The sequence below is a fragment of the Pseudodesulfovibrio sp. 5S69 genome (genome assembly GCF_037094465.1).
Lineage (GTDB): Bacteria > Desulfobacterota > Desulfovibrionia > Desulfovibrionales > Desulfovibrionaceae > Pseudodesulfovibrio > Pseudodesulfovibrio methanolicus.
Genome location: NZ_CP146609.1, coordinates 1,446,007 through 1,463,482 on the forward strand (window position 1 = coordinate 1,446,007; position 17,476 = coordinate 1,463,482).

Genomic DNA, 17,476 nt, shown 5'->3' on the forward strand with positions numbered 1-17,476 from the left:
AGCCTCCTTGTTCAGGACATATAGGTCCTGGCTATACGGAAGATATCGTCGTAGGCGGTCTTGGTCCTGATGGCCAGCGCCATCTCCAGGGCCATGTCCATCTTGCGGCCGGTTTCGATCATGACCCGGTCCCGGATGTTCTCCAGGTGGTTGGCCAGGAAGTCGGCCTCGAAGTTGTCGATGGCCAGGGACACGCCTTCGGAGAAGAACCGCGAGCCGAGGTGGGGAATGAACCGGTCCAGGTTCTGACGCCCCTCGCGGCGGGCGTACATGACGAAAAAGAGCAGTTTGACCAGCAGCCGGTCGGCCTTGAGCTTGTGATCCACCGAGAGCAGGATGTCCAGGTCCACGCCCCGCGGCTTGAGGGCGTCGAACATGGCCGTGGCCATGTCGAAGGCGCGTTCCTCGGTCATCAGCGGGTGGGCGAATTTGGAATCCATGCGCACCAGGGTGATGCGCGGGTTTTCGCCCGAGGCCACGGCGTAGATGGCCAGTCGCATGAGGTCGATCTTGGTCCGGTAGTCGTCGATGAGAATCTCCTGCTTGGCCCGGGCCAACCGCCGGACCAGGGGAATGTCCAGGGCGGAGAAGACCGTTTCGAGCAGGTGCAGGATGTACGGCTCCGAAGTGGCCGCGATCTCCTCGTCCAGGATGTCGCGTCCCTTGCGCGCGTCCATGAGTTTTTTGATGGACAGCCAATAGGCGGCCAGCCCCTCAACGGGCATTTCCAATATGTCGATTTCTTGCGGCTTCTGCATGACGGACTGCTTTGGGCTTGACGGGGCGATGAAAAAAGGGACACCCTGTGCGTTGCTTTTCATCGTATCCGATTTTTAGAGGAAAAAAAATACGGTCTTTGCCGACGGAGCCCTTTTCCCATGCTCAATTATCCCCAGTTCGACCCGGTCATGATTTCCATAGGCCCGCTGCAATTGCGCTGGTACGGCATGATGTACGTCTTCGGCATCCTGTCCGGCTGGCTGCTGGGCCGCTACCGGGCGACCAAGCCGTGGAACAAGATGACGCCCAAGCTCATGGACGACTTCATCACCTGGTCCATCCTCGGCGTGGTCCTGGGCGGGCGCATCGGCTACGTCGTGTTCTACAACCCGTCCTTCTACCTGGCCAACCCGCTCAAGATCTTCGCGGTCTGGGAGGGCGGCATGTCCTTCCACGGCGGCTGTCTCGGCGTGCTCGCGGTCTGCTGGCTGTTCGGCAGGGCCCACGGCATGTCCTTTGTCGAGGTGGGCGATTTCGTCTCCCCGCTGGTCCCGCCGGGCCTCTTCTTCGGGCGCATCGGCAACTTCATCAACGGCGAGCTGTGGGGCCGGTACACGGACCTGCCCTGGGCCATGCCGTTCCCCGGGGCGGGCGGCCTGCCGCGCCACCCCTCGCAGCTCTACGAGGCCGGGCTCGAAGGAGTGCTCCTGTTCGTCATCGTCTGGGTCTATTCGGCCAAGCCGCGCCCCAAAGGGTGCGTGGGCGCACTCTTCCTGCTCGGCTACGGCGTGTTCCGCTTCCTGGTGGAGTTCGCCCGAGAGCCGGATCGGCAACTGGGCTTCGTGGCCCTGCACTGGATGTCCATGGGCCAGGTGCTCTGTCTGCCTATGATCGCCTTTGGCGCGGGCTGGTTGATTTGGGCCTATCGCAAGTCAGCGTAATTCCGGAATTTCGATTTCAAACAGTCGGTCCCAGTGCTTGCCGGTGACGTACAGCCGTTTCCCGGCCGTGTCATAGGCGATGCCGTTGGCCACGCCGCAACCCCGGCCCAGCCGTTCGCGCAGGGGCGAGAGGTCGAGCCAGGCGCGGACCCTGCCGTCGCGGATGTCGATGATCGCCACACGGTCCGCCTTCCAGATGTTGGCGTAAAGCCATTTCCCTATGAATTCCAGCTCGTTGAGTAAATACACCGGGCGCCCCTCGTCGGTCACGGGCAGTTCGTCGACCTTGGCGAAGGTCTTGGCGTCGCGCCATTCCAGCCGGTCTTTTCCTGTGGACATGACGAACCGTTCGCCGTCCTGGACCAGCCCCCACCCCTCGGTGGAGTCGGCGGTGGTTCGGTAGGCGAAGCTGTGCACCGGCCTGAGGTCCTTGAGGGTGTAGATCAGCCCGACGCCCGACTTCCAGGTGAGCATGCGCAGGGTCTTGCCCTGCGGGGCGATACCCTCGGCGAACAGGTCGGGCGCGACCGCCACGGCCTTCAGGTGGCGGCCCGTCGCGGGCTCCACAATGGCCAGGAACGACTGGCCGTAGCCGCCCGAGGACTCATAGAACAGGCCGTGAAGATAAAACAGGCCCTGGGTGGAGGTGCCGGGGTCGTGGGGGTAGGCGGCGATGACCTTGCAGCGGATGACCGGGGCGCGCGCCGCGGCGGGCGCCGTCCAGGCGAGGACGGTCAGGAACGGGAGCAGGAAAAGGACGGATTTGAGCCGGTGCATGGGCGATCCTCGAAAATGGCGGAGCGGGGAGGGACATCCGGGGATGCCGCGCCCCGCTCCGGGGGGAAGGGTGCGGCCGACCGGTGCATGGTCAAGGGAGGGTGTCCGGCCGACGCACGCCTACGCGCGTTGTTTTACTCCATTGATGCCGCCCAGGGCGAAGCGGAACACGTGGTCCGCGAAATCCTCCACGTCCAGGCCCAGGTTGGGCCGGTGCGGGGTGAGCCGGTCCAGAATGGGCTGGGTCAACAGATGGTCGAGCATCAACGCCCAGATGTTCGAGCTGCAATAGGCCAGGGTCTGGTCCGGCGTTTTCGGGCCGAGGAGCAGGGTCAGGATATCGCGCAGCTCGTTGGCGCGCGGTTGGACCTGATGCTGGACGATGAGGTCCAGGTTGTGGCTCGGCTTGGCCATTTCGCGCAGGAAGATGGCCCATTTCTGGGCGATCTGCCCTGTGCTCTGGGTGTAGATCTCCTCGGCCAGCCCCTTGATGAACCGGTGCAGCCGCTCCTCCGGGGGTCGGTTGCCGTCGTCGCCGGAGATCCACTCCTCGTCCTTGGGGAAAATCTCTTCGAGAACGGCCGCGTACAGGCCGTCCTTGCTGCCGTAATGGTAGTTCACGGCGGCCACGTTGGCCTTGGCCAGGCCGCAGATGTCCCGCACCGTGGCCGAATCGAAGCCTTTGTCCGCGAAAACCTCCATGGCGGCGAGCAAAAGGGCTTTTTTGGTATTGACGTCCGGGGATTCGTTCATAATTAATAGCCTGCGGGCGCAAAAAACGCCTTCTGAATTGCTTGAAACGTATGTTTGACGAATTCTATATTCCCGAGAGGTGTCGGCAAGTCAAGGGTTTTCCCAGGCCCGGCGGTTCACGGTAAAAAGGCAAGGAGCGCAGCCAGTGGAAGTCATTTTAGCCGAAACCGCGGGGTTTTGCATGGGCGTGGACATGGCCCTGACCAAGCTCGACCAGTTGGTCGCCGGGCCCGACGGCCACCCCATCTACATCCTCGGCCCGATCATCCATAACCCCCAGGTCCTCAGACGTTACGCCGACAAGGGCGTGATCATGGTCCACGATCCCGCCGAGGTCCCGGCCGGGGCGCACGTGGTCATCCGGGCCCACGGCATCACCCGCCAGGTGGAGGCCTCCCTGCGCGACCGCAACGTCCGGATCAAGGACGCCACCTGCCCGCGTGTCAAGAAGGCGCAGTTGCTCATAGAACGCAACACTTCCGACGACAGCGAGCTGCTCCTCTACGGCGAGGCCGACCATCCCGAGGTGGCCGGACTGGTCAGCTATGCCCGGAACGGCCATTTCGTGTTCGGGTCCGCCGACGAACTGGCCGGGCACCCGCTGACCCCGGGCAGACGCTATATCCTGGCCGCCCAGACCACCCAGGACCGGGTCCAGTTCGAGGCCATCGCCGAGGACCTGGTCGGGCGCGAGGACATCGATGTGGTCGTGCTTGAGACCATCTGCGACGCCACCAAACTGCGCCAGACCGAGGCCCGGAACCTGGCCCGGACCGTGGACTTCATGGTCGTGGTCGGCGGCTACAACAGCGGCAATACCCGCCGCCTCGCCCAGGTGGTCTCCGAACAGGGCACGCCCTGCAAACACGTCGAGACCGTGGACGAACTGCCGCTCGACGACCTGGCCCGATACAAACACATCGGCGTCACCGCCGGCGCCTCCACCCCCCGCACCCTCATCGACAAGGTCCTCGCCGGCCTCGAATCGCTGTAGGGGAGATGGTGATGCCTCCGGCGGCCGGGGGAAGGGAAAGGGAACCCTTTGAGAAAGAGTTCCCTTTCCCTTCCCGGACCTCATCCCCTTTCCCTCCTGAACTTTCTGGGCGCTTCGCGGGGCGGCGGGAAACGGGAGAGGGATTGATTTCGTCGGACAGGGGAACGGGTAGGCAGAGAGGCTGGAAAAGGCACGGCCGACCGCTCCGCACGGACCGCGAAGCGGCGACAAAAAGTTTTGGAGAGTCCAGAGAACCTTTTTCAAAAGGTTCTCTGGCGGGGTCCGGGGCAGCGCCCCGGCCGATCGCTGCTGTCCTCATCCGTAGGGCTCGAAGACTCGCCAACGGCTGGAGGCCCGGAGGCACCCATAAAAATGGGGCCAGGCGGTCCCGGACCGGGTTTGACCGGGAGCTGACCCTGGCCCCGTTCAGGACGGTTCTGGCATCAAAGCCGCGTTGCAGGTACCGCCGGCCACAGTGGAGGGCCTGGATCCGGGGAACGCGGCCTCTCCTGGTACGATGCCTTGAAACCGCCAGCTATAGGAGGGGTGCCGTTTTGGGCGGCCTGTGCGGCCGTTTTGTCAAGCATAGCCTATCCTGCGGGCGGTGGTATTATTTTTTTGCTTTCCCCGGGTGCCTGATTCGGGGGAAAAACAAAATGGTTGTCTGCACCGGGCCGAGGGCATACCCTCACCCGGTACGAAACGTGACAACAAGGAGTCGGATATGGATATCAACAAGGCCCTGGCCGATCTGAAGAAGGAGCCCGGTTTCGTCGAGAACGTGGGCATGGTCCTGGTGCACAACGGCGTGGTTCGCGGCTGGTCCCGCAAGGGGCACGAGGAGGTCACCTCCATCGAGATCACGCCCGATTTCGAGAAGATGGAGGAAATCCGGCAGGAGATCGAGGCCCGCGAGGGGATATTCCGGGCCTGGTGCCACGCCAACGCAGGCCACATGAAGCCCGGCGACGACGTGCTGTTCCTGATCGTGGCCGGCGACATCCGCGAGAACGTCAAGGCCGCGCTGGCCGACTTCCTCGACCGCGTCAAATCCGAGGCCGTGACCAAGAAAGAGATATTCGCGTAGGTGTAGACATGCACAAGCATCTGGAGGACAAGCACGGCCGCGAGGTCAGCTACATGCGCATCAGCGTGACCGACCGCTGCAACCTGCGCTGCACGTACTGTGCGGGCGAGGGCATGGAGTTCATCCCGCACCCGGACATCCTGCGGTACGAGGAGATCGAGGAACTCATCGCCATGGCCCGCAACCTCGGCGTGCAGAAGATCCGCTTCACCGGCGGCGAGCCCTTTGTGCGCAAGGGATTCGCGGATTTCATGATCAAGGCCGCGCAACGCTTCACCGACATGGACCTGTGCGTGACCACCAACGCCACGCTCATCGGCCCGGACGTGGAGCGGCTGGCCGCGGCGGGCATCAGGCGGGTGAACATCTCCCTGGACACCCTGGACCCGGAGAAGTTCGTGACCATCACCGGCCGCGACCATTTTGCCGTGGTCCGGGAGAACATCGACCGCTGCCTGGCCGCGGGCATGACCCTGAAGATCAACGCCGTGGCCATGAAGAACGTCAACGACGATGAGCTGGGCGACTTCATCGAGTTCGCCCGCACCCATCCCGTGGACTTCCGGTTCATCGAGTTCATGCCCGTGGGCACGGAGACCGGCTGGGACGACAGCCGGGTCTGGACCGCGGCCGAGATACTGTCCGAGGCCCGGGCCTTTGCCGAACTCGTGCCGGTGACCAGGTCCGGCGAGCGCCGTCACGGCCCGGCCCGCATGTACGAGATCAAGGGCGGCCAGGGGCGCATCGGCCTTATCTCCCCGTACACCGACCATTTCTGTTCCACCTGCAACCGGCTGCGTATCACCTCGGACGGCAACCTGCGGACCTGCCTCTTCTCGGACAAGGTCTACCGGCTGCGTCCGGCCCTGCGCCATCCCGCCCTGGGCATGGACCAGGTCGAGAAGATCATCCGTCTTGCCGGCAAGAACAAGCCCATCGGCAACGAGCTGCTGCGCCGCATGCGTGCCTCGGATCACGGCGTCTGCAAGACCCGCATGGCCTCCATTGGCGGGTAGGCACCGAATCTGCTTCGTTGCCGGAGGTTTGCCGTAGAAGGCTTCGGCTGCACCTCCGTCGTCTCGCATCTCCGGCACCTCCCCGCCAATGAGCGTGTCGGCGGGTGACCACCGAAGCCGTCGGCTTTGTTGCCGGCGGGATGCCGTGGGAGGCTGCGGCTTTCCCCCATCGTCTCGCATCTCCGGTACCCCCGCCAATGGAGTGCGGGGGGATTGTGTCGGGAGTTGAATTCAGACTTTTTGTACCGCGCCGTTTTTCGGCGCGGTTTCTTTTTTTGCGGGAAGGGCGTTGACCTCGGGCGGTTGTGCGGTAGTATCGCGGGCAGGAAAGAAGCCGTCCCGCGAGGCGGGACTGATCGCAATACCGAAACAAAGAGAGTCAGCCATGTCCATGTCCGTCAAGGAAGCCATCGGTGCCCGGCACAGCGTGCGTTCGTTTACCGGGGAGCCCGTATCCGAAGCGGCGCTTGAAGAGTTGCTGGAGGCGGCCCGGCAGGCCCCGTCCAGCCTGAATTCCCAGCCATGGAGGTTCATTCCGGTCAGCGACGAGGCGACCCGTGAGTGGATCGCGTCGAGCGAGGTATCCAAGAAGCAGCGCTGGCTGGCGGGCGCTCCGGCCATCCTGGTCTGCTGCGCGGACCTCGAGGGCTATGTCCGCGACACCCAGGCGAGCGCCTTTTTCTACAAGGAGCACAAGGTGATGGACGAGGAACCCACTCAGGGTGTCCTGGATTACGCCGAAAACGCGGAGAAATCCTCCGAGACCGCCCGGTTCGGCGCTTCGGCCATGAACGTGGCCCTGGCCGTGTCCTTCATCATGCTCCGTGCCGTGGAGCTCGGCCTGGGCACCTGCTGGGTGGGCATGTTCAACGAGGCCCCGCTCAAGGAGCGGTTCGGCCTGACCAAGGACCAGCGCGTGGTCTGCCTCCTGGCCGTGGGCCATCCCGACGAATCCTCGGTCCCGCCCCGCAGGCGCAAGTCCCTGGACGAGATCGTCCTCAAGTAATGACTCGGGATAACCCGACACAAATGAAAAGGCCTCATCGCTTCGATGGGGCCTTTTTCTTTCCTTTTGGCGAACCGGGGCTTTCGAGGGTGGTGCAGCCGTGCATTTTTCCCCGGGGGTCTTTGACCGCAACGTAGTGGGCCTACGTGAGGATCAAATCCCCCCCCGGGAAAATGTGCGGATGCGCCGCTCTCGGAAGCCGACGCCTGCTAGTCGATGCCGAGGTCCGCTCTATGCTTGGGCACGCCGGTCTTGCCGCCCGACTTGGCGTCCTTGTCCAGGAGGAAGATGCGGTCGGTCAGGGCCGGGTCCTTGGAGATGATGTACTCCTTGACCGCGTTCGCCCGCTCCATGGCCAGTTTGTGGAGCATTTCGTCGGTGACCACGATGCGGTCGCGGATGAACTTCTCCATGACGTCCACGGGCTGCCGGTCGGTGACGAACAGGGTGGTCGGCTTGACGTCCTCCTCGTCCGGCTCGGCGGCGTAGGCCTCGTAGAGCATGTCCTCGTACTCGTCGGGCGCGACCGTGATCTGGTCCACCGTGGTCTCGGCCCGTTTGGAGCGGGGCAGGTCGTCGTACTTGGCCTGCCTGACCTTGTGCTCCAGGATGGCCTGGACGAGGCCGTTCTTGTCGGCCACCGGGTCCGTGACGCCGTCCACTTCGAGCTTGAGTTTCGGACGTTCCGTCAGGGCCTTGATGATGGTGTCGAGCTTCTCGTCGCCCTGGGCGCTCAGCGCCGCGCGGCCCGGTTCGAAGACCACGAAGTCCATGTTCTCGCCGCCGCCGAACATGGAGCCGATCAGGGAGAACGGCGAGGCCAGGGCCTTGAAAAACAGATTGATGATGGCCTTGAACACGATGCCGCCGATGCGGAAGTTCGGGTCGTCCAGCCGCCCGGTGATGGGCAGGTTGAGCTGCATGTCGCCGTTGGAGTCCTGGAGCAGGGACAGGCCGAACTCCACCGGGATGTTCGGCGCGCCGGGCCGCTTGTCCTTCTTGCCCAACTGCAACTGCTCGATGAAGAACTTGTTTTTGGCGTCCAGCACCCAGTCCTCGGTCTTGAAGGTCACGTCCGCATAGAGCCGCCCCTTCTGGATGGGGTAGGCCAGGTTCTTGAGGGTGTACGGGGTCAGGGGCACCAGTTCCATGCCGTTCACCGAGATGGCCAGGTCGGAATAGATGGGCGTGATCACCGGGTTGACCACCCCGGTCACGGACACGGGCGTGGGGCCGATCTTGGCCTTGAAGTCCACCTTGGGCCGGGCCTCGGGGGTCTGGTCGATATCGGTCAGGCTCAGGGTCATGGCCGTGACCTCGGTAGCGAAGGCCGGGTGGACGCTCTCGTCGCGGAAGGTGACCGCGCCGTTCTGCATGCCGACCTTGCCCACGGTCAGGGTCTCGAAGAGCGGCTTTTCCTCGGCGGCCTTGGCTTCGGTCCGGGCCTCGACCTGCTTGACCTCGGCCTCGGGCACCGGGACGGGCTGTTCGCCCTCTGGCGTCTGTTCCTCGGCGGGCGGTGTCGGCTCGGGCATGCGCAGGGCGCGCCTAACGTTCAGCCTGCCGTCCTTGTCGATGTGGATCAGGGCGCGCGGCCCATTCAGGTTGACCTCGCCCACGGCCAGGGACATGGGGGCGTTGGTGAAGTCGATGCCCTTGACGTCCAACCGGTCGATGCCCGCCATCTCGCCGTCGTCGAAGGTGTTCTTGACCTTGAGCTCGGCCAGGGCGGTGCTGCCCTTGAGCGTGAACTTCGGGGTCTCGCCGCCGGTGAAGGTATAGCCCAGGTCGGCGAAGGCCTTGCCGTCGGCGATGAGCAGGTCGGTGTCCTGGGCCAGATAGTTGTCCAGGGGGCGCAGGCCGAACTTCTCGACCCGGATGGAGCCGCTTGAGGCCAGGGGGTCGGCAACGGCCCGGCCGCGAACCGAGAACCAGCCGCCGCCGTTCCAGCCGCCGCTCAAGGCAAAGGGTATCTCCGCGCCCTTTTCCGTGGAGACGTCGGTCACGTCCAGCTTGAAATTGCGTATGCCGAGGTCGGCCGGGTGGGCCAGGGTCAGGTCGCGGAAGTCGGCGGCCCCGTCCTCCACGGCGAAGTGCTGCACGGTCGCGGTCCACGGTGTCTCGGGCTCGCCGGCCTCTTGGGCCGTGGGCTGGTCGGCAACGGGCTCGGCAGGCTGTTCGGTCTCGGCCTTGACCTCCTCGCCCGTCTTGGCGGCCTCATCCAGGACCCGTTGCAGGTCCAGGCGGCCGTCCTTTTCGCGGATCACGTCCACCGAGGGCTCGGTCAGCTTGATCTCGGTCACGCCGACATGCTTGGCGGCCAGGTCCAGGGTCGCGCCGGACACGTCGAGCGCGCCCAGGGTGAGGCTCGGCTCCTTGGCCTCGGGCTTGCGCACGGCCAGCCCGGCCAGGTTTAGGGTGCCGTTCTGCGCGGTCACCTGCGGCTTGCCGTCCTGGTCATGGTAGGCGAGGTCCACGGAAAAACCGAGCTTGCCGGAGTCGACCAGCAGAGGTTGGGCCTCGTTGATGTACGCGGCGTACGCGGGCACGTTCAGGTCCTTGCCCGCCACGGTGATCTTGGCCCCGATCGGGTCCAGGGTGGCCTCGCCGTTGACGTAGATGAACCCGTCCGAGCCGAAGGAGCCCTTGAACACGGTGGTCTGGTTCTCTCTGGTGGACAGGTTGTCCACCGAGAGGTCGAGCTTGGAAAAGGTCCGCTTGAATCCGCCCTTGACGAGGTCGTCGCGGAAATTCATGGTCCCGTCGTTGAGTTCGAACTTGCGCACGTCCAGGACAAAGGCGGCGTCGGTGTCGGCCTTGGTCTTGACCTTGGGGCCGGTGGGGCCGGGCTCGGATCCGGGGAAGTAGTCCACCCAGTTGATGTCCCCGCTCGCCCGGCGCACGACCTTGAAGAACGGCTGGTTCATGGACACCCGCTTGATGATCAGGGCGTTGTCGCCCAGGGAGAAGCGCTCCATCTCAAAGACCAGCTTCTTCATGGAGAAGACCGGGCCGTCTCCGGGCGCGGTCAGTTCCAGGTCGGTCAGAGTCCCGCCGCCGCCCAGAAAGAGGTCGATCCGCTGGGGATCGGGCCGCTCGAAGAACAGGGAAATGTCCGAGGTGAAGCGCCCGCTCTTGAGTTCGAGCGGGGTCTTGATGGGCACGTATTGCCAATACTGGTGCAGGTCCACGTCCACCGCGCCCAACTCGAATTCGGTCTGGAGGGTCTGGTCGAAGGGCAGGGTCCTGCCCTTGAGCTCCACGGGGTCGCCGTTGACCACGGCCGTGAACACCGGCTGGGTGAACTCCTTGACCTTGCTCGCGATGCTCGAAGTGAACGGCACGCGCAGGTGGATGTCGGAGACCACGTGCTTCTTGCCGTGGGGCCGGTCGTCGAAGGTGATGGCGGAGTTGGTCATCTCGAAACCGTACAGGGCGAAGGGGAAGACCGCGTCCTTCTTCTCGGGCTGTTTTTCGGGGGTCTCTCGGTTGACGCTGTCCGGGGTGCCGAGCAGGTCGGAGAAGGAGTACCTGCCCTCGCCGTAGAAGGTCAGGTTGACGTTGAGCCCGTCGAGCTTGAGATAGCTGACCACCGGGGCGAGCTCCCAGACCGTGGCGATGCCGGGCGCGACCTCCATGTGTTTCAGGGAGACGAGGTCCCCTTCCTCCTTGAGGTTCTTGACGTGCAGGCCGGAGAGCTCCAGGCGGAAGGTGAGCGGGTTGAAATAGATGTCTCCCACGCTGGTCTCGCGCTTGGTGGCCTCCGTGACCTGGCTGACCAGGACCGATTTCATGATCGGCGGGACAGCGAAAAAGCCGAACAGGGTGTAGGCCGCGAACGCGGTCAGCAGCCAAAAGACGATGCGTCGCAGAAGAGGAGTTCCGAATTTTATTTTATCGAGAAAAACCAGCATGATGAACCTGTCCGGGAGATTAGTGTTTCCGACGTTGAACCATTCTAGCCCAAATTGAGCGGAGAATCCATAATGGATAACGGTCTTGCGGTTTCTTGAGACCGGTACGTTTTCGGCCGCTTCCGGGGTGTTTCGCCCCACCTCCTGCAACACTATGGAAAACACGGATTTTGTTGCCCTAATAGGGAAATCCGGTGTATGCGGGAGGGGAATGCAGACATGCCTCGGGGCCGGTATCCGGCCCGCGACCATTGGGGGCATGCGAACGCCGAACGGAGCGGGTCCATGTCCGACGTGCACTATTACCAGGGTTTGGCCAAGAGCATGATGTTCACCATCATCCTGGTCTCCTTCGCCCCGCTGTTCGTGGTCGTGCTCATTGCCGGATACCAGTACAGCGTGGCCTACGAGGAGAAGGTCGAGGCCCACCTGCGCGAACTGGTCCTCAAGCACGACCAGACCATCGACGCCTACCTGGACGAGAAGATGGCCGAGATCCGGGTCCTGGCCGAGATCATCGACCTCGGGCACCTGGCCTCGCCCGCGGGCATCGAGGCACTGCACGACGCCCTGACCGTGGGCCACGGCACCGACTTCGTGGACCTCGGGCTCATCGACGAGAACGGCATCCAGGTGGCCTATTCCGGCCCGTTCCGGCTCCAGGGGCTGGACTACTCCCGCGAGGCTTGGTTCAAGGCCGTGCGCAAGAATACGGTCCACGTCAGCGACGTGGGGCTGGGCATGCGCGGGGTGCCGCACTTCATCATCGCCCTGCGCATGCGCGCGGACGGCCGCGAGTGGGTCCTGCGCACCACCCTGGACTTCATCGCCTTCAACCGGCTGGTGGAGGACATCCGCATCGGCGAGACGGGCATGGCCTACATCATCAACCGCGAGGGCGACTTCCAGACCACCCCGCGCCGGGACATGACGGCCGAGGTCCCGTTTCTGCGCGAGCTGGCCCGGTCCCTGACCGAGGGCGCCGACCGGGTGCACGGCCGGGCGGCCATGGCGGTCATGGACAACCCTGCGACACACCGCGAGACCATCTTCGTGACCAGCCCGATCAAGGGCGGCGACTGGCTGATGGTCTACCAGCAGGACACGGCCGACGCCTTCGCCACGCTGAACCGCAGCCGAGACCTGGCCATCGGCATCCTGTTCCTGGGCGGCCTGGCCATCACGGTCATGGCCTATCTCATGAGCCGCCGCATGGCCCGCAAGGTGGCCAGGGCGGACGCGGCCAAGGAGATCCTGAACGAGCAGGTCATCGAGGCGGGCAAGCTGGCGAGCGTCGGTGAGCTGGCCGCGGGCATCGCCCACGAGATCAACAACCCGGTAGCCATCATGGTCGAGGAGGCGGGCTGGATACAGGACCTCCTGGAAGAGGGGTTGTCCAGCGGCGACAACGAGCGCGAGGTCCAGCGGGCCCTGAACCAGATCCGCACCCAGGGCGCGCGCTGCAAGGAGATCACCCACAAGCTGCTGTCCTTCGCCCGCAAGATCGACCCCACGGTCATGTCCTTCGACCTCAACGACCTGGTCCGGGAGATCGTCGAACTGTCCGGGCAGCGGGCCAAGTACGCCAACGTGGTCATCGAGACCAGCCTGGGCGACAACATCGCGCCTATCGAGGCCAGCCCTTCCGAGATGCAGCAGGTCTTCCTCAACCTGGTCAACAACGCCATCGACGCCATGGACCCCGGCGGCGGCGACCTGGACATCAGCACCCGCCAGGAAGGCGGCACGGTCGTGGCCCAGGTCTCGGACACCGGCTCCGGCATCCCCGAGGCCAACCTGTCGCGCATCTTCGATCCGTTCTTCACCACCAAACCGGTGGGCAAAGGGACGGGGCTCGGCCTGTCCATCATCTACGGGATCATCAACAAGCTGGGCGGGACCATCTCCGTGGATTCCGCCGTGGGCCGGGGCACCACCTTCACCATCAGCCTGCCCGCCGGCAGGGCCGACGGGACCGGGACCCCTGAGGCGTAAGAAACCATCGGGAGGGCGACATGCCTGCAAGAGTACTGCTCGTGGACGACGAGAAAGGGTTTGTGGACACCATGGCCAAGCGGCTGGAGAACCGGGGCTACACCGTGGGCGTGGCCTACGACGGTCCGCAGGCGATCAACGCCCTGGGCAAGGGGGACATCTTTTTCGACGTGGTCGTCCTGGACGTCAAGATGCCGGGCATGGACGGCAACGAGGCCCTGAAGCGGATCAAGGCCGACCACCCCCTGGTGGAGGTGATCATGCTGACCGGCCACGCCACGGTGGAGTCCGCCATCGAGGGCATGAAGTCCGGGGCCTTCGACTACCTGATGAAGCCGTGCGACCTGGAAAGCCTCATGGCCAAGATCGGCGAGGCCCAGGACAAGAAGGAGGCCCATGAGAACAAGATCCTCGAGGCCAGGGCCCGGCACATCGTCCTGCGCCGGGGCGAGTAGGGAAGCCGCCATGGCCGACGGCCCCATCCGCGTGCTACTGGTCGACGACGAGCTCGGCTTTCTCGAAGTGCTGGCCAAGCGCATGGGCAAGCGCGGCTACCTGGTGACCACGGCGGGCAGCGGGGCCGAGTCCGTCCGGGTCCTCCGGGACAACGATTTCGACGTGGCCGTCCTCGATCTCAAGCTCGGGGATATGGACGGCATAGAGGTCTTGCAGATAATGAAGAAGATGGTGCCGGAGATGCCGGTCATCATGCTCACCGGCCACGGCTCGGAGCAGGCCGCCAGGGAGGGTGTCGAGTCCGGCGCCTTCGACTACCTGCTCAAGCCGTGCGACCTGGACGATCTCCTCGAAAAGGTCGGGGAGGCCGTGGCCGGGTAGCCGGAAACGACAACGAGACGGGAGTGGCCCATGGCCGACATAAAAGCGCTCCTCGTGGATGACGAGGAATCCTTTCGAAACACCTTGTGCAAGCGGCTTAAGCGCCGGGGCATGACCGTGGAGCAGGCTGGCTCGGGCGAGGAGGCCCTGGATCTGCTGGCGGCCTTCCAGCCGGACGTCATCCTGCTCGACGTGAAGATGCCCGGCATGGACGGGCTGACCGCCCTGCACAAGATCAAGGAAGTGAACCCGCTGATCGAGGTGGTCATGCTCACGGGCCACGCCAGCATGGAGATCGCCATCCGGGGCATGGAACTCGGGGCCTTCGACTATCTGATGAAGCCCGTGGAGTTCGAGGAGTTGCTCTACAAGCTCGAGGACGCCTTCAAGCGCAAGCAGTACCACGAGGACCGCATCACGGCCCGATCCAGCGGGTCGTGACCGCCGAACACCCCGAGCATTTCCCCATGAACCCTGCGACCCTGACCTAGGCTGCTTCCAAAGGACGACACCCGATGGGCCTGTTCGACTGGCTGCGCTTCCGCAAGAAGGAAAAGACCCCCGAGGAGCGGGCCGAGATGCGCCGCGTCTTCGCCACGCGCTACGACCATTTCCGGCTGCTCATCCAGGCCAACACCCGGGCCCACGAACTCATGGGCGAACTGGAGGAGGCCCTGCGCGGTTTCACCCCCTACGGCATGCACTTCGTGCGCACCCTGTGCACGCGCATCTCCACTTCCATCTACCAGATGGTCCGCCACCTGGGGGAGCTGGAGACGCAGGGCCACGACGACCTGGTCGCGGCCATGCAGGCCATCAACGAGCGGATCATGGAGGAGCTGGAGCCCGAGGTCCACGCCGTGGGCGGCGAACCGGTCATCGACCTGGCCGAGGTCAACCGCGACCACGCCGACCTGTGCGGCCCCAAGATGGCCATGCTCGGCGAGGCCGGGGCCAGCCTGGGCCTGCGCATCCCGTCCGGCTTCGTCATCACCGTGGCCGCCTACCAGCGGTTCGCCCAGAGCCAGGGGCTCGGCGTGGAGATCGACCGACTCATCCAGACCATGGCGGGCGATGACCGCGAGTCCGTGTTCCAGGCCTCGTCCAGCATCATGCAGCTGATCATGGAGACCCGCCTGCCCGACGACCTGGCCGAGGCCATCCTGGCCGCTTATGACCGGCTGGCCGGGACCTTGGGCGCGCCGCCGGATCTGGCCGTGCGATCCAGCGCGCTGGGCGAGGACATCGAGGGCTCGTCCTTTGCGGGCCAGTACCGGTCCGTGCTCAACGTGGACCGCTCCTCCCTGCTCGACGCCTACAAGGAGGTGGTCGCCTCCAAATATTCCCGCCAGGCCATGGCCTACCGGCTGAGCCACGGCATCCGCGACGACGACGTGGCCATGTCCGTGGGCTGCATGACCATGGTCGAGGCCTCGGCCGGGGGCGTGGCCTATTCCGGCAACCCGGTCAACGTGCGCGACGACCGCGTGTCCATCAGCTCGGTCTGGGGGTTGCCCAAGCCGGTGGTGGACGGCACGGCCGGGACCGACGAATTTATCGTCGCCCGCGACCCCCTGCGCGTGGAGGAGGTCCATGTGGCCGAGAAGGCCGACATGTACGTATGCAGCCCGCACGAGGGCGTGTGTCGCGAGGAGTTGACCGGGGACAAGGGGACGCAGCCGTCCCTGACCGGGGAGCAGGCCCTGCTCGTGGCCCGCGAGACCGTGCGCATCGAGGAGCATTTCGGCACACCCCAGGACATCGAATGGGCCATGACCCCGGACGGGGCCTTCCATCTGCTGCAATGCCGCCCGCTCATGCGCGTCATTTCCGGAGGCGACTCGGCGCCCGCGGCCAACCTGCCCGAACCGGTGCTGACCGGCGGGCGGACCGCCAGCCCGGGCGTGGGCGTGGGCCCGGCCTTCACCTTGCGCAAGGATGTGGACGCCCTGACCTTTCCGGACGGCGGGGTGCTCATCCTGCGTCAGGCCCTGCCCAGCCGGGCGGCGCTGCTGGACCGCGCCAGCGCCCTCATCTCCGAGCAGGGCGGCATGGCCGGGCACCTGGCCAACGTGGCCCGCGAGTTCGGGGTCCCGGCCCTGTTCGGGGTCAAGGACGCGGTGGGCCGGTTCGAGAACGGCCGCATCCTGACCGTGGACGCCGAGGGGCGTGCGGTCTACGACGGCGCGGTGGAGGCCCTGCTCAAGGACACCCCCCGGCAGCGGATCATGCGCGGCAGCCCGGTCCAGGGCGCCCTGCGCAAGGCCGCCCGCCACATCGTCCGCCTGAACCTGACCAACCCGGAGTCCCCGGAATTCAAGCCCGCCAACTGCCGGACCCTGCACGACGTCATGCGCTACTGCCATGAGCGGGCCGTGAACGTCATGTTCGAGTTCGGCACCCACGATGACTACATCGAGGCCGCCAGCCGCCAGCTCATCTGCGACGTGCCCAAGCAGTTCTGGATCCTCAACCTGGACGACGGGTTCTCGCCCGAGGGCCTGGCGCGCAAGGACCGCTGCATCCTGCTCGAACACATCGTCTCCTATCCCATGCAGATGCTTTGGGAGGGCATGCAGGCCGTGCCCTGGGAAGGCCCGCCGCCGGTCCACGGCCGGGGGCTCATGTCGGTCATGTTCGAGGCCACCATGAACCCGGACCTGGTCCCGTCCGCGGGCACCCGCTACACCCAGAAGAACTATTTCATGGTCTCGAAGAACTACTGTTCGCTCCAGTCCCGCTTCGGCTTCCACTTCTGCGGGGTCGAGGCCCTGGTCGGCGAGCGGATCAGCGAGAACTACGCCTCCTTCCAGTTCAAGGGCGGGGCCGCCAACATGGAGCGCCGCATCCGTCGCGCCCGGTTCGTGGGCGACCTCCTGGAGATGTTCGACTTCCGCGTCCGCGTGCGCCAGGACAACATGTTCGCCCGCGTCGAGGGCCTGGACCACGACACCATGGGCCACCGTCTCAAGATCATCGGCTACCTCATCACCCACACCCGCCAGCTCGACATGATCATGTCCGACGACGCCGCCGTCGCCCGCCGCAAGGAACGGTTCCTCAAGGACTTCAAGTTGTTCGATGGATGAGCCTCCAGCGGCCGGGGAAGGGAGAAGGGAACCCTTTGAGAAAAGGGTTCCTTCTCCCTTCCCCGGACTCTCATCCCTCATCCTTCCTGAACTCTTTATCGCCGCTTCGCGGGGCGGTCCCCTCAGATAAATAAAAGCGCCTTTGGATGCCCCGGCATCCAAACAGCGCCCATAAGAAACCACGGCCTTCGATCCCACCGCCGCGTTCCCCCCCCCTTTGGAGCGATTCGGGTGCGCAGCACCCGACAGCGGCTCTCTCTTTTCCCCGTCGTACGTGCGTCCTCGGAAGCCGCCCTCTCACCAGATCCAAGAAAAAAGGCGGCTCCCGTAGAGGAGCCGCCTTATTT

15 protein-coding genes are annotated in these 17,476 nt (G+C 64.8%); 10 read left to right on the forward strand and 5 right to left on the reverse strand.

Features of this window, described 5'->3' with window-relative positions; all coding sequences use genetic code 11:
• Positions 1–11: 11 nt before the first annotated feature.
• On the reverse strand, positions 12–758 hold the full coding sequence (locus tag V8V93_RS06730) for a hypothetical protein (protein ID WP_338669594.1): 747 nt from the start codon (positions 756–758) through the stop codon (positions 12–14).
• A gap of 120 nt (positions 759–878) precedes the next feature.
• Here V8V93_RS06730 and lgt point away from each other — a divergent pair, with 120 nt between their 5' ends.
• Entirely contained in the window at positions 879–1,661 is a 783-nt protein-coding gene (lgt, locus tag V8V93_RS06735; RefSeq protein WP_338669595.1) for a prolipoprotein diacylglyceryl transferase, read from the forward strand.
• Here the strand turns inward: lgt and V8V93_RS06740 are convergent.
• A complete protein-coding gene (locus V8V93_RS06740) occupies positions 1,653–2,438 on the reverse strand; it encodes a glutaminyl-peptide cyclotransferase (RefSeq protein WP_338669596.1) in 786 nt (261 codons plus the stop codon). The genes lgt and V8V93_RS06740 overlap by 9 nt on opposite strands.
• 120 nt (positions 2,439–2,558) lie before the next feature.
• The gene (locus tag V8V93_RS06745; RefSeq protein WP_338669597.1) at positions 2,559–3,191 is read right to left on the reverse strand and encodes a TetR/AcrR family transcriptional regulator; all 633 of its coding nucleotides are present in this window, start codon (positions 3,189–3,191) and stop codon (positions 2,559–2,561) included.
• Between the two features lie 145 nt (positions 3,192–3,336).
• Here V8V93_RS06745 and ispH point away from each other — a divergent pair, with 145 nt between their 5' ends.
• The 3 genes from ispH to moaA all read left to right on the forward strand — a co-directional run bounded on the left by ispH (position 3,337) and on the right by moaA (position 6,288).
• A complete protein-coding gene (ispH, locus tag V8V93_RS06750) occupies positions 3,337–4,185 on the forward strand; it encodes a 4-hydroxy-3-methylbut-2-enyl diphosphate reductase (protein WP_338669598.1) in 849 nt (282 codons plus the stop codon).
• A 724-nt stretch (positions 4,186–4,909) separates the two neighbouring features.
• Positions 4,910–5,272 (forward strand): molybdenum cofactor biosynthesis protein MoaE, encoded by a 363-nt coding sequence (locus V8V93_RS06755; RefSeq protein ID WP_338669599.1) that lies wholly within the window; start codon positions 4,910–4,912, stop codon positions 5,270–5,272.
• Positions 5,273–5,280: 8 nt separating this feature from the next.
• A complete protein-coding gene (gene moaA, locus V8V93_RS06760) occupies positions 5,281–6,288 on the forward strand; it encodes a GTP 3',8-cyclase MoaA (RefSeq protein ID WP_338669600.1) in 1,008 nt (335 codons plus the stop codon).
• A gap of 231 nt (positions 6,289–6,519) precedes the next feature.
• Here the strand turns inward: moaA and V8V93_RS06765 are convergent, their stop codons facing one another.
• Positions 6,520–6,675, reverse strand: coding sequence for a hypothetical protein (locus tag V8V93_RS06765; RefSeq protein ID WP_338669601.1), 156 nt, complete (start codon positions 6,673–6,675; stop codon positions 6,520–6,522).
• Here V8V93_RS06765 and V8V93_RS06770 point away from each other — a divergent pair.
• Positions 6,674–7,294, forward strand: a complete 621-nt coding sequence (locus V8V93_RS06770) for a nitroreductase family protein (RefSeq protein ID WP_338669602.1) — start codon at positions 6,674–6,676, stop codon at positions 7,292–7,294. The genes V8V93_RS06765 and V8V93_RS06770 overlap by 2 nt on opposite strands.
• 209 nt (positions 7,295–7,503) lie before the next feature.
• Here the strand turns inward: V8V93_RS06770 and V8V93_RS06775 are convergent, their stop codons facing one another.
• Positions 7,504–11,208, reverse strand: a complete 3,705-nt coding sequence (locus tag V8V93_RS06775; protein ID WP_338669603.1) for a DUF748 domain-containing protein — start codon at positions 11,206–11,208, stop codon at positions 7,504–7,506.
• 285 nt (positions 11,209–11,493) lie between these two features.
• Here V8V93_RS06775 and V8V93_RS06780 point away from each other — a divergent pair, with 285 nt between their 5' ends.
• From V8V93_RS06780 to V8V93_RS06800, 5 genes are all read left to right on the forward strand, one after another.
• The gene (locus tag V8V93_RS06780) at positions 11,494–13,203 is read left to right on the forward strand and encodes a sensor histidine kinase (protein WP_338669604.1); all 1,710 of its coding nucleotides are present in this window, start codon (positions 11,494–11,496) and stop codon (positions 13,201–13,203) included.
• A gap of 20 nt (positions 13,204–13,223) precedes the next feature.
• A complete protein-coding gene (locus V8V93_RS06785; protein WP_338669605.1) occupies positions 13,224–13,658 on the forward strand; it encodes a response regulator in 435 nt (144 codons plus the stop codon).
• 10 nt (positions 13,659–13,668) lie between these two features.
• Positions 13,669–14,040, forward strand: coding sequence for a response regulator (locus V8V93_RS06790; protein WP_338669606.1), 372 nt, complete (start codon positions 13,669–13,671; stop codon positions 14,038–14,040).
• Between the two features lie 30 nt (positions 14,041–14,070).
• Positions 14,071–14,481, forward strand: a complete 411-nt coding sequence (locus V8V93_RS06795) for a sigma-54-dependent transcriptional regulator (RefSeq protein WP_338669607.1) — start codon at positions 14,071–14,073, stop codon at positions 14,479–14,481.
• Between the two features lie 74 nt (positions 14,482–14,555).
• A complete protein-coding gene (locus V8V93_RS06800) occupies positions 14,556–17,129 on the forward strand; it encodes a PEP/pyruvate-binding domain-containing protein (RefSeq protein WP_338669608.1) in 2,574 nt (857 codons plus the stop codon).
• Positions 17,130–17,476: the final 347 nt, after the last annotated feature.